We start from the raw sequence: 12,626 nt of genomic DNA on the forward strand, positions 1-12,626 counted from the left end.
AAATCTTGCAGATGGGGCCGACATATTCCCGTACGGTTTGGAGGCACGGGGTAGACAAGTACCCAATTTCCGGACCTCCTAGTGGCCCGGTGTGGCCCAGCAGATCAGCCGAGGTTCGCCCGCACCCCTTCCTCGACCTTCTTCCCGAGATCGGAGTCGACGTTGCGCCAGTACTCGAACACCCGCGACAGCACCGGCTCCTTCACGCCCTTGGAAACGTGACCGATGATGTTGTTAGCCAACCGATCCCTGGCGTCGTCGTCGAGAACTTCACGCACCAACGTGCCTGCCTGTCCCCAGTCGTCATCCTCGGCACGCAGCGTGTACGCCGAGCGGACCATTTCGCCGTCGGCAAACCAGCGCACCTCGGCGGCCCGGCGCGGGTCGGCGTGCGGCCCACCGAAGGAATTCGGCGCATACACCGGGTCCGATACGTTCTTCATCCGCATCGCGCCGTCCTTGGAGTAGCTGTTGACCTCCACCTTCGGCGTGTTGACCGGGATGTGCTTGTAGTTGGTCCCGAGGCGGGCGCGATGTGCATCAGCGTAGGAGAACCCGCGGGCCAGCAGCATCTTGTCCGGGCTCAACCCGGTACCGGGAACGATGTTGTTGGGTTCGAAGGCGGCCTGCTCGATTTCGGTGTGGTAGTCGGTGACGTTGCGATTCAACGTCATCTTGCCGACGTCGATCAGTGGATAATCACCGTGCGGCCACACCTTGGTGAGGTCGAACGGGTTGAACCGATAGGTCTTGGCGTCCTCGAACGGCATGATCTGGACTTTGAGGGTCCAGGACGGGTAGTCGCCGCGCTCGATCGACTCGTACAGGTCACGCTGGTGGTAGTCGCCATCCTCACCAGCCAGCCGGTCGGCTTCGTCCTGGGTCAGGAAGTCAACGCCCTGATCGCTGATGAAGTGGTACTTCACCCAGACGATCTCGTCGTTGGCGTTGATCCAACTGTAGGTGTGGCTGCTGTAGCCGTTCATGTGGCGCCAATTCTTGGGGATACCGCGATCGCCCATCAACCAGGTGACCTGATGCGCCGACTCAGGAACCAGGGTCCAAAAATCCCACTGCATGTTGTGGTCGCGCACGTTGCTGGCCTGAAGGCGCTTCTGCGACCGGATGAAGTGCTGGAACTTCATCGGGTCACGCATGAAGAACACCGGCGTGTTGTTACCCACCATGTCGAAGTTGCCCTCGCTGGTGTAGAACTTCAGCGCGAAGCCACGCGGGTCGCGCCAGGTGTCTGGGCTGCCCCGCTCACCGGCCACCGTCGAGAACCTGGCGAGCATCTCGGTCTTGGTGCCCGGCTGGAAGACCGCGGCCCGGGTGTACTGGCTGACGTCGTTGGTCACCTCGAAATGACCGAATGCACCGCCGCCCTTCGCGTGTGGCTGACGCTCGGGAATGCGTTCCCGGTTGAACTGCGCCATCTGCTCGATCAGGTAGTGGTCCTGCAGCAGAATCGGGCCGTCGGGGCCGATAGTCAATGACTGTTCGTCGCTGGGAGCGGGAGTGCCCGCATCGGTGGTGGTGTAGCGCTCCGTCATTTCGCTGCCTCCTTTAACTGGGCTGTTAACGGAAGGTCCCGTGCAGCACGGTGTTTGACGATAGGCGCGCGCCAGTTCGCCGAACCCGGCCGAACTCAGGGATTACCCCACCACCGGTCGCCGAAACGAGGACCGATCGACGCCAGTCAGCGCCCGGGGGCCGTTGAGGGTGCGCTCGGGACGGAGGTCGGCGACTGCGCGGGTCCTGAGCTAGGGAAGCCACCCGGTCCGCCGCCCGGGAATCCCGGACCCATGCCGGGAGGTGGCGGGCCTGGGAACCGGTACGGATAGCCGGGCCCGCCGGGGCCCTCGGGCGCGAAGTAACCGTGGTGGTGATGCCGGTGGTGGTGGCAGCTTCCGCCCCACAGCACCGCGGCGCCCACCATGAACAGGGTCGACGCGATGAAGATGACGCCGGCGACGATCACCACCCACGCCGCGACCGCGTAGAGCCGGGGCGGCTTTTCACGCCGGGGTGGCGGCGCGGGTTCGGTCGAAACAGGCGGGGCCGGGGGTGGTGGTGCATCACTCATGTCTTCGAGGATCGCTCAGGGCTGCGGCGGGGTAAAGGGCTGCTGCCGCAAAGTTGCCATGAATTGATATAGCCCGGCGCTCAAATGAGCGCCGGGCTATTGGTTGCAGGACTGGTTAGCGGCCGGGGGTCGGGGCCGGCGTGACCGACGGCGCGACCGAGGACGGCACCTGGGCCGGCCCGCCCGGGCCGCCGGTACCGCCGCCCGGGGCCACCGCGGGGCTGCCGCCACCGCGGAAACCGCCCCCGGGGAATCCGCCGTGATGCATCATCGCGTGCTTGTGGTGATGACCGTGATGCCCGCCGCCGTGCCCGCTCATCAATCCCAGCCGGAAACCGGTGAAGAAGATGACCGAGACGATGAAGACGATCCCGGCGACAATGGCGACCCAGGCAGCGGCCTTGAAGACCTTTGGGGTCCTGTGCTCGTGCACCTCGGTTGCCGGGGGTGTTCGTACCGCGGTAGAGGTCCGCGTGGTTGGGGTGTCGGAAATTTCGCTCATGACACAGATGATGGCGGGGCAACCAGTAGGGATCGCTATGGAGAACTTATGTAGCAGCTATGAGCGATCGCACCCCGTTGCTGCGTCCAAAATGCCGCTTGCGCTGCGCCGAGCGGATAACCCACGGGGCAACAAGCCCCGCAGACCTCGACTCCAGTACACCTCCGGTGCGGATCACACCGGTTCGAGCGCGACTCAGCCGAGCTGCGCAGCCAACAACTCCGCAATCTGAATCGTGTTCAGCGCGGCGCCCTTACGCAGGTTGTCCCCAGAGATGAACAGCGCCAGGCCACGCCCGTCGGGCACCCCGGGGTCCCTCCGAATCCGGCCGACCAGCGATTCGTCGACGCCGGCGGCGGCCAGCGGTGTGGGTACATCGACCAGCTTCACACCCGGGGCGCCGTCGAGCACCGAGCGGGCCCGCTCCGGTGAGATCGGCCGGGCGAACTCGGCGTTGATGGACAGCGAGTGACCGGTGAACACCGGGACCCGCACGCAGGTCCCGCTGACCAGCAGGTCGGGAATGCCCAGGATCTTGCGGCTCTCCGAACGCAGCTTCTGGTCCTCGTCGGTTTCGCCGGAGCCGTCGTCCACCAGAGACCCGGCCAGCGGCACCACATTGAATGCGATGGGCGCGATGTACTTGCGGGGCGCCGGGAAATCGGCGGCCCTGCCGTCGTGCACCAGGGCCTCCGCGTCGTCGATCACCGCACGTGCCTGGGCGGCGAGTTCCTCGACACCGGCCAGTCCACTACCCGACACCGCTTGGTAGGAGGACGCGATGAAGCGGGTCAACCCGGCTTCGTCGTGCAGCACCTTGAGCACCGGCATCGCGGCCATGGTGGTGCAGTTCGGGTTTGCGATGATGCCTTTGGGTCGATGACCGGCATCCCGCTCGAAATTCACCTCGGCAACGACCAGCGGTACGTCGGGGTCCTTCCGCCACGCCGACGAGTTGTCGATCACCGTTACACCGGCGGCGGCGAACCTCGGTGCCTGCACCTTCGACATGGCCCCACCGGCGGAGAACAGCGCGATGTCCAAGCCGCTCGGGTCGGCGGTCTCGGCGTCCTCAACCTCAATCTCCTGGCCGCGGAACGGCAACTTGCGTCCTTGCGAGCGCGCCGAGGCGAAAAACCGCACCGATGTCGCGGGAAAGTCGCGCTCGTCGAGCAGCGTGCGCATCACCTGGCCAACCTGGCCGGTGGCACCAACCACACCTATCGACAAACCAGCTGAACGGCCCATCTACCTGCCCGTCCCCGCATATACCGTGGCTTGCTCCTCGCCGCCAAGACCGAACGCCTCGTGCAACGCCACAACCGCCTTGTCCAATTCCGTATCCCGGCACAGCACCGAAATGCGGATCTCGGAAGTGGAGATCAGCTCGATGTTCACGCCGACCTGGGCCAGTGCTTCACAAAACGTCGCTGTCACGCCGGGATGGCTGCGCATGCCGGCCCCGACCAGCGACACCTTGCCAATGTGGTCGTCGTAGAGCAACTGAGTGAAGCCGATTTCGTCCTTGAGCGAATCCAGCTTGGCCACCGCCGTGGGACCGCTGTCGCGCGCGCAGGTGAACGTGATGTCGGTCTTGCCGTCCTCGACCTTAGAGACGTTCTGCAGCACCATGTCGATGTTGACGTCGGCATCGGCGACGGCCCGGAACACCTTGGCGGCGTACCCGGGAATGTCGGGGATTCCGACGATGGTCACCTTGGCCTCGCTGCGGTCGTGCGCAACACCGGTCAGGATGGGGTCTTCCATGGCTATGTCCTTGATCGATCCGACGACGACGGTGCCTGGTTTGTCCGAGTAAGACGACCGGACGTGCACCGGAAGGTTGTAGCGGCGGGCGTATTCCACGCAGCGCAGCATCAGGACTTTGGCGCCGCAGGCCGCCATCTCGAGCATCTCCTCGAATGTGACGGTGTTCAGCTTGCGGGCGTTGGACACTATCCGCGGGTCGGCGCTGAAGATGCCGTCTACGTCGGTGTAGATCTCGCAGACGTCAGCGCCCAGGGCCGAAGCCAGCGCCACCGCCGTGGTGTCCGAGCCACCACGGCCCAGCGTGGTGACGTCGCGGGTGTCCTGGCTGACGCCCTGGAATCCGGCGACCAGAACGATGCATCCCTCTTCCAGCGCGGCCCGCAGCCGGCCCGGGGTGACCTCGATGATCTTGGCGTTGCCATGAGTGCCGGTGGTGATCACGCCGGCTTGCGAACCGGTGAAGGAACGGGCGTGCGCACCCAGCGACTCGATCGCCATGGCCACCAGCGCGTTGGAAATGCGCTCGCCCGCGGTCAGCAACATGTCGAGTTCACGCGGTGGCGGGACCGGACATACCTGCTGCGCGAGTTCCAGCAGGTCGTCGGTGGTGTCTCCCATCGCAGAAACGACGACAACCACGTCGTTGCCCTGCTTCTTGGTCTCCACGATCCGCTCGGCAACGCGGCGAATCCGGTCGGCGTCGGACACCGAGGATCCGCCGTACTTCTGCACGACGAGCGCCACTGATCTTTTCCTGTCTCGGATTCGGGGACGGATATCCCCCCTCAAGTCCACAACAGGATACGTTGCGGCGCATCTCGGTTTTCCGATGGCAGCGGCGACCGTTCGTCGCCCTTTTTGTTCGAGCAGCCGAGAGCGGTAGAGTGCAGGACGTGCAGCGGGTGCTCCTCCTCGGACGCCGCGACGGGGTCTGATCCAGACCGGCTTCCCGTCGCGGGTGTTGGCGATGCGCCGGTCTGAGGTTCCTCACTCAAAACCCCGGAGCAAAAATCGTGACTACTAATCCAGACGCCTACGTTTCAACCCGCACTGTCATCAAGCCTGCCGGCCCGCCGCGACCCGGCCAACCCGCTTGGAACCCCCAACGCGGCACGTCGATGCCGTTCAACCGCTACCGGTCATTCGCCGCGGAGGTCGAACCCATCCGGCTGCCCGACCGCAGCTGGCCCGACCACGTCATTGAGGCGGCCCCGCTGTGGTGCGCTGTCGACCTGCGCGACGGCAACCAAGCACTGATCGATCCGATGAGCCCGGCCCGCAAGCGCCGTATGTTCGACCTGCTGGTACGGATGGGCTACAAGGAGATCGAGGTCGGCTTCCCGTCCGCCAGCCAGACGGATTACGACTTCGTCCGCGACATCATCACCGACGGCGCCATCCCCGACGACGTCACGATCCAGGTGCTGACCCAGTGCCGGCCCGAGCTGATCGAGCGCACCTTCGAGGCATGCGACGGCGCGCCGCAGGCGATCGTGCACTTCTACAACTCGACGTCAATCCTGCAGCGCCGGGTCGTCTTCCGTGCCGATCGCGCCGCGGTGCAGAAGATCGCCACCGACGGCGCCCGCAAGTGCGTCGAAGAGGCCGCCAAGCACCCGGGCACCCGGTGGCGCTTCGAGTACTCGCCGGAGTCCTACACCGGCACCGAGCTGGAGTACGCCCGTGACGTGTGCAATGCGGTCGGCGAGGTCATCCAGCCCACCCCGGACTGGCCGATCATCTTCAACCTGCCGGCCACCGTGGAGATGGCCACGCCCAACGTGTACGCCGACTCGATCGAGTGGATGAGCCGCAACCTGGCCAACCGCGAGTCGGTCATCCTGAGCCTGCACCCGCATAACGACCGCGGAACTGCCGTCGCCGCAGCCGAGTTGGGCTACCAGGCCGGTGCCGACCGCATCGAGGGCTGCCTGTTCGGCAACGGTGAACGCACCGGCAACGTCTGCCTGGTGACGCTGGGGCTGAACTTATTCTCCCGCGGCGTGGACCCGCAGATCGACTTCTCCAACATCGATGAGATCCGCCGCACGGTGGAGTACTGCAACCAGCTGCCGGTACCCGAACGACACCCCTACGGCGGCGATCTGGTCTACACCGCGTTCTCGGGGAGCCACCAGGACGCCATCAACAAGGGCCTGGACCAGATGAAGATCGACGCCGACGCCGCCGACGCCGACGTCGAGGACATTCTGTGGCAGGTGCCGTATCTGCCGATCGACCCCAAGGACGTCGGGCGCACCTACGAAGCAGTGATCCGGGTCAACTCGCAGTCCGGCAAGGGCGGGGTGGCCTACATCATGAAGGCCGACCACGGCCTGGCACTGCCGCGTCGGCTGCAGATCGAGTTCTCGCAGGTCATCCAGAAAATGGCCGACGGCGACGGCGGCGAAGTCTCCCCCAAGGAGATGTGGGACGCGTTCGCCGAGGAGTACCTGGCCCCGGTGCGCCCGCTGGAGCGGATCAAGCAGCGCGTCGACGCCGCCGAGGAAGACACCGGCCGCACCACCATCGCTGCCACCGTGAAAATCGATGGTGTCGAGACCGAGGTCAGCGGGGCCGGCAACGGACCACTGGCCGCATTCGTCGACGCGCTGAGCGCCGTCGGATTCGATGTGGCGGTGCTGGACTACTCCGAGCACGCGATGAGTTCTGGCGACGACGCGCAGGCCGCGGCGTACGTGGAAGCTGAAGTCGGGGGCAAGACGGTGTGGGGCGTGGGCATCGCGCCGTCGATCACCACGGCCTCGTTGCGTGCGGTGGTCTCGGCAGTCAACCGGGCCTCTCGGTAGCCGTCCGCGGCGGGGCAACCCCGGGCATGCAGGGTTTTGTGACTTGGTCGTATTGGGCAACGTCAACACAGAACGTCAAAACAGGACGTACTGCTCCTCGGCCGGCGTAACGTCGGCGAACTGCTCCATGCTCCGGCCTCCGACGACGGAGCCCACCCCGTCCATGAACTGCGCATCCGAGACCACCGGCACGCCGAGCTGGCGGGCGTGGTAGCCCTTGCCCTGCTCGGGCGAGTCGTCGTTGCAGACCACCAGTGAGGTCGCGTTGTCGACGTCGTCGCTGTAAGCCAGCCCGGCGTGCAACATCCGCTCGACGAGTTCCTCGTGGGTCCTTCGCACCTCGGTGGCCAGCGCCACCCGCATGCCCTGGACCAGCGGCCTGCCCGAAACGTACCGGCCCGGATTCAGATACGGGCAGGGCATCCGGGCGGCCAGCGCCTTCAACGGGCGCAGCTCGTCATGCGTCACCCGGCCGTTGGGCCAGCGGCTGCGGGTTACCGGGTGCACCGGCAGCCAGATGTCCCGCTCGCGTGCCCGCTGCAGTGCCGACGCGAGCACCCTCGTCAGCACCGTCGCGTCGTCGAATGCATCATGCGGGCGTTGCTGGGTGACGCCCCAGTGCGCGGCCAGCGTCTCCAGCCGGAGGTTGTCGACGCCGAGGTCCAGGCGCCGGGCCAACTCGACCGTGCACATGACGGAGTCCACAGGCAACTCGGCCTGCGCCATCTCCGCCTCGGCGGCCAGGAACGAGTAGTCGAAACCGACGTTGTGTGCAACCAGTGTGCGGCCGCGTAGCACTTCGATCACGTCGTCGACGATGTCGGCGAACTGCGGCTGGTCCTCAAGCATCGCCGCCGTCAGGCCATGCACGTGCGTGGGACCCGGGTCCACGCCCGGGTTGAGCAGGCTGACCACGGACTGCTCAACCCGGCCGTCGCCGTCGAGGCCCAGCGCCGCGATGCTGAGGATCCGGGCCTGACCTGGGCGAAAGCCCGAGGTCTCGACGTCGATGACGGCCCATCCTCTATCTGGCTCCCGTGCGGGCCGGCCCCAGGACATCCGGTTCATGGCTTGAGAATGGCACGTCTGACCGACATCGCTGAGTCGCTGACCCGTCGTGTCGGCCGTTAACATGCCCGGGTGATCACCGCGCGCGCACGTCTGGCCCTGGCTGCCGGGGCGAGTGCGCGCTGGGCATCGCGGGTCACCGGACGCGGCGCGGGTGCCATGATCGGCGGTCTGGTGGCGATGACGCTGGACCGCTCGGTGCTGCGTCAGCTGGGCGCGGGCCGGCGCACCGTCATCGTCACCGGCACCAACGGCAAGTCGACCACCACCCGGATGACCGCGGCGGCACTGGGAACCTTGGGTGCAGTAGCCACCAACGCCGAAGGCGCCAACATGGACGCCGGGCTGGTGGCCGCGCTGGCCGCACACAGGCGGGCCGAGTTAGCCGCCCTGGAAGTCGACGAAATGCACGTCCCGCACGTTTCCGACGCCCTCGATCCGACGGCCATCGTGCTGCTGAACCTGTCCCGCGACCAATTGGACCGGGTCGGTGAGATCAACGTCATCGAACGCGCGCTGCGCGCCGGCCTGGCCCAACATCCCGACGCGATCGTGGTGGCCAACTGCGACGACGTACTGATGGCCTCAGCCGCCTACGACAATCCGAATGTGGTGTGGGTGGCCGCCGGCGGTTCGTGGGCCAACGACTCAGTCAGCTGCCCGCGCAGCGGCGAAGTAATCGTGCGGGAAAAGGGGCACTGGTACTCCACCGGCGCCGACTTCAAACGACCCAGCCCACACTGGTGGTTCGATCCGGAAGATGGCGGGAAGCTGTACGGGCCCGACGGGCTGGCGCTGCCAATGCGGCTGGCGCTGCCGGGCGCGGTGAACCGCGGCAACGCCGCGCAGGCGGTAGCGGCCGCCGTCGCACTGGGCGCCGACCCCGTCGAAGCCGTCGCGGCGGTGGCCGGTGTCGACGAGGTCGCCGGTCGATACCGCACGGTCCAGGTCGGTCCGCACCAGGTGCGGATGCTGCTGGCCAAGAATCCGGCCGGTTGGCAGGAAGCGCTATCGATGGTGGACAAGCATGCCGACGGTGTGGTGATCGCGGTCAACGGGCAGGTTCCCGACGGCGAAGACCTGTCCTGGTTGTGGGACGTCCGCTTTGAGCATTTCGAGGAGACCCGCGTGGTGGCCGCCGGCGAACGCGGCACCGACCTGGCGGTGCGACTCGGGTACGCCGGCGTCGAGCACACCTTGGTGCACGACACGCTGGCGGCCATTGCTTCCTGCCCGCCCGGGCGAGTGGAGGTCGTCGCCAACTACACCGCGTTCCTGCAGCTGAACCGCCGATTGGGGCGACATGGCTAACACCGGCTTCTCGAAGGTCCGGATCGGGCTGGTGCTGCCCGATGTGATGGGCACCTACGGCGACGGCGGCAACGCCGTCGTGTTGCGCCAGCGGCTACTGCTGCGCGGCATCCCCGCCGAGATCGTCGAGATCACCCTCGCCGACCCGGTGCCCGACTCGCTGGACCTGTACACGCTGGGCGGCGCCGAGGACTATGCGCAGCGGCTGGCCACCCGGCACCTGATCCGGTACCCCGGCTTGCAAAAAGCGGCCGAGCGCGGTGCCCCGGTGCTGGCGATCTGCGCAGCCGTCCAGGTCCTCGGCCGCTGGTATGAGACCTCATCGGGAGAGCGGGTCGACGGTGTCGGGATGCTGGATGCGACGACCTCGCCGCAACAGCATCGGACCATCGGCGAACTGGTGTCCAAGCCGCTGCTGCCCGGATTGACGCAACCGTTGACCGGATTCGAGAACCACCGCGGCGGCACGGTATTGGGGCCTGCAGCCGGCCCGCTGGCCGCGGTCACCAAGGGGGCCGGCAACCGCGCGGGTGATGGCTTTGACGGCGTCGTCCAGGGCAGCGTGGTGGCGACCTACATGCACGGGCCGTGCCTGGCCCGCAACCCGGAACTGGCCGACTTGCTGCTCTCCCAGGCGGTGGGCGAGCTGATGCCGCTGGAGCTCCCCGAGGTGGAACTGCTGCGCCGCGAACGACTGTCGGCCCGCTGACCGGGACTCCGGTCCGGAGATCGCCGCGCGGCTCAGACCATGGCGCGGCGGCCGGTAAGCGCGCGCCCGAGGGTCAATTCGTCGGCGAACTCCAAGTCACCACCCATCGGCAGCCCGGAAGCGATACGCGACACGGTCAGGCCAGGGATGTCGCGCAACATCCGTACCAGGTAGGTGGCCGTCGCTTCGCCTTCGGTGTTGGGGTCGGTGGCGATGATCACCTCGGTGATGTCGACGTCGTCGACCCGCTCGCCGATGCGGGCGAGCAGTTCGCGGATGCGCAGCTGCTCGGGACCGATCCCCGACAGCGGATCCAGTGCCCCACCCAACACGTGGTAGCGGCCGCGGAATTCGCGGGTGCGTTCGACCGCTTGGATGTCCTTGGGCTCCTCGACGACGCAGACTAGCGAGCCGTCGCGGCGCGGATCGGCGCAGATCCGGCATCGCTCGTCGTCGGATACGTTGCCGCAGACCGCACAGAACCGCACGCCGTTGCGGACCTTGCCCAATACGGCCGTGAGGCGATCGATGTCCGGCGGTTCCACCGACAGCAGATGGAAAGCGATGCGCTGCGCGCTCTTTGGTCCGATGCCCGGCAACTTGCCAAGTTCGTCGATCAGATCCTGAACCGGCCCCTCAAACATGCAGGTCAGACACCCGGCACTTGGGGCGGCGGCCCCGGCGGCGCAGGTGGGGCGGGCGGACGCATGCCGCCTGCCAGCGCACCCAGCCGTTCCTGGGCCATTCGGGTTACCTGCTTGGAGGCATCGCCCATCGCACCGACGATGAGATCCTGGAGGGTTTCGATGTCGTTGGGGTCGACCACCTTCGGGTCGATCTTCACGCCGATCACCTCGCCGCTGCCCTTGACGACGACCTGAACCAGGCCTCCGCCCGCTTGACCATGCACCTCGGAGTTGGCCAGCTGCTGCTGGGCTTCGAGCAGTTTTTGCTGCATCTGCTGCGCCTGCGCCAGCAGTTGCGACATATCGCCTCCGGGTTGCATGACAGTCCCCTCGCATCTTGGTCTCGAGTTGGTTTCGCCTGCGGGTGTCGGGCGATTTGAAACATTCAGCGTAGTCCGACGGGCGTTACGTTGACGCAGTGGACATGAGACTGAGCCTTCGTGTCGGGGTCGCCTTGGTAGTGGGGGCGGTGGTGGCCGCCGCAGGGCTTTTCGTGAAGCCGCTGCTGCCCGCCGCTGCCGCTGCTCCCGGCAGCCTGGCCGGCATGATCGTGTTCATCGATCCGGGCCACAACGGGGCCAACGACGCGTCCATCGGGCGGCAGGTGCCGACCGGTCGGGGCGGCACCAAAGACTGCCAGGCCAGCGGGACTTCGACCAACAGCGGATATCCAGAGCACACATTTACCTGGGACACCGCGCTTCGGCTGCGGGCGGCGTTGAACGCGCTCGGTGTGCGGACCGCGATGTCCCGCGGCAACGACAACGCGCTGGGCCCCTGCGTCGACGAGCGCGCCAACATGGCCAACGCGTTGCACCCGAATGCCATCGTCAGCCTGCACGGCGATGGAGGGCCGGCGTCCGGGCGGGGATTCCACGTCAATTACTCGTCGCCGCCGCTCAACGCGGCCCAGGCCGGGCCGTCGGTGCAGTTCGCCCGGGTGATGCGCGACCAGCTGCAGGCCTCTGGCCTGACCCCGGCCACCTACATCGGCCAGGGGGGCCTGTACGGGCGTTCGGATCTGGCCGGCCTGAACCTGGCGCAATACCCGTCGATACTCGTCGAGCTGGGCAACATGAAAAACCCGGCGGACTCGGCATTGATGGAATCTGCTGAAGGCCGGCAGAAATACGCGGACGCGCTGGTCCGCGGGGTGGCCGGCTTCCTGGCCTCGCAGGGCCAGGCGCGCTAGCCGGACTGCCCTTCCAGCTCGCTCTTGAGGTTCGTCAGCGTCTGTGCCTGAATCTTCTTCAACCCCAACGGGGCAAACGTCTTCTCGAAGAAGCCCTTGACTCCGCCGGCGCCGGTCCAGGTGGTGGTGACCGTGACGCTGGCTCCGGGTCCGGCCGGGGCCACCGTCCAGTTGATCACCATCGACGAGTTCTGGTCCTTCTCGATGACGGTATGGCCGGCGACGTCCACATCGACCTGGACATTGCGCACCCGCGACTCGGTCGCCTGCAGCCGCCACTTGGCGACCGTGCCCTGCCCCTGACCGCCCTGCAGCACCTCGTACTCGCTGTACTGCGAGGGAAGAATCTTCGGTCGGACATTCTGGTAGTCGGCGACCGCTTTGAGCACGGCCTCGGGCTCAGCGTTGATCAGGATCGTGCTGGCTGCCCTCACCTGTCCCATCAGGTGCACTCCTCTGCTGTGATTGCCGCGCCGCAGTCGCTGGGTTCGC

13 protein-coding genes are annotated in these 12,626 nt (G+C 66.6%); 4 read left to right on the top strand and 9 right to left on the bottom strand.

From position 1 onward, the window contains the following. Positions 1–104 precede the first annotated feature (104 nt). The 5 genes from H0P51_RS26695 to H0P51_RS26715 form a co-directional block, all read right to left on the bottom strand. On the bottom strand, positions 105–1,553 hold the full coding sequence (locus H0P51_RS26695) for a catalase (protein ID WP_180915786.1): 1,449 nt from the start codon (positions 1,551–1,553) through the stop codon (positions 105–107). A gap of 146 nt (positions 1,554–1,699) precedes the next feature. Next, entirely contained in the window at positions 1,700–2,086 is a 387-nt protein-coding gene (locus H0P51_RS26700; RefSeq protein WP_180915787.1) for a hypothetical protein, read from the bottom strand. A 115-nt stretch (positions 2,087–2,201) separates the two neighbouring features. After that, the gene (locus H0P51_RS26705; RefSeq protein ID WP_246398236.1) at positions 2,202–2,588 is read right to left on the bottom strand and encodes a hypothetical protein; all 387 of its coding nucleotides are present in this window, start codon (positions 2,586–2,588) and stop codon (positions 2,202–2,204) included. Positions 2,589–2,783: 195 nt separating this feature from the next. After that, positions 2,784–3,836 carry an aspartate-semialdehyde dehydrogenase gene (locus tag H0P51_RS26710; protein WP_180915788.1) on the bottom strand — a complete coding sequence of 351 codons (1,053 nt, stop codon included), beginning with the start codon at positions 3,834–3,836 and terminating at the stop codon, positions 2,784–2,786. After that, a complete protein-coding gene (locus H0P51_RS26715; protein ID WP_180915789.1) occupies positions 3,837–5,102 on the bottom strand; it encodes an aspartate kinase in 1,266 nt (421 codons plus the stop codon). A 269-nt stretch (positions 5,103–5,371) separates the two neighbouring features. On the opposite strand from H0P51_RS26715, the gene leuA reads away from it, so the two are divergent. Further along, positions 5,372–7,168 (top strand): 2-isopropylmalate synthase, encoded by a 1,797-nt coding sequence (leuA, locus tag H0P51_RS26720; protein ID WP_180915790.1) that lies wholly within the window; start codon positions 5,372–5,374, stop codon positions 7,166–7,168. A 75-nt stretch (positions 7,169–7,243) separates the two neighbouring features. Here the strand turns inward: leuA and H0P51_RS26725 are convergent, their stop codons facing one another. Next, entirely contained in the window at positions 7,244–8,236 is a 993-nt protein-coding gene (locus H0P51_RS26725) for a DEDDh family exonuclease (RefSeq protein ID WP_425488931.1), read from the bottom strand. A gap of 72 nt (positions 8,237–8,308) precedes the next feature. Between H0P51_RS26725 and H0P51_RS26730 the strand changes: the two genes are divergently transcribed. After that, positions 8,309–9,547 (top strand): Mur ligase family protein, encoded by a 1,239-nt coding sequence (locus H0P51_RS26730; RefSeq protein WP_180915791.1) that lies wholly within the window; start codon positions 8,309–8,311, stop codon positions 9,545–9,547. Then, positions 9,540–10,256 (top strand): type 1 glutamine amidotransferase, encoded by a 717-nt coding sequence (locus H0P51_RS26735; protein WP_180915792.1) that lies wholly within the window; start codon positions 9,540–9,542, stop codon positions 10,254–10,256. Before H0P51_RS26730 ends, H0P51_RS26735 begins: the two co-directional genes overlap by 8 nt. 32 nt (positions 10,257–10,288) lie before the next feature. Here H0P51_RS26735 and recR read toward each other — a convergent pair whose 3' ends face one another. After that, on the bottom strand, positions 10,289–10,900 hold the full coding sequence (gene recR / locus H0P51_RS26740; RefSeq protein WP_180915793.1) for a recombination mediator RecR: 612 nt from the start codon (positions 10,898–10,900) through the stop codon (positions 10,289–10,291). Positions 10,901–10,905: 5 nt separating this feature from the next. Beyond that, positions 10,906–11,262, bottom strand: a complete 357-nt coding sequence (locus H0P51_RS26745; protein WP_180915794.1) for a YbaB/EbfC family nucleoid-associated protein — start codon at positions 11,260–11,262, stop codon at positions 10,906–10,908. A 104-nt stretch (positions 11,263–11,366) separates the two neighbouring features. On the opposite strand from H0P51_RS26745, the gene H0P51_RS26750 reads away from it, so the two are divergent. Continuing rightward, positions 11,367–12,134, top strand: a complete 768-nt coding sequence (locus tag H0P51_RS26750; RefSeq protein WP_425488934.1) for an Rv3717 family N-acetylmuramoyl-L-alanine amidase — start codon at positions 11,367–11,369, stop codon at positions 12,132–12,134. Here H0P51_RS26750 and H0P51_RS26755 read toward each other — a convergent pair. Further along, positions 12,131–12,577 (bottom strand): SRPBCC family protein, encoded by a 447-nt coding sequence (locus H0P51_RS26755; protein ID WP_180915796.1) that lies wholly within the window; start codon positions 12,575–12,577, stop codon positions 12,131–12,133. The two genes, H0P51_RS26750 and H0P51_RS26755, sit on opposite strands and share 4 nt — an antisense overlap. Positions 12,578–12,626: the final 49 nt, after the last annotated feature.

The organism is Mycobacterium vicinigordonae, assembly GCF_013466425.1.
GTDB classification, from domain to species: domain Bacteria; phylum Actinomycetota; class Actinomycetes; order Mycobacteriales; family Mycobacteriaceae; genus Mycobacterium; species Mycobacterium vicinigordonae.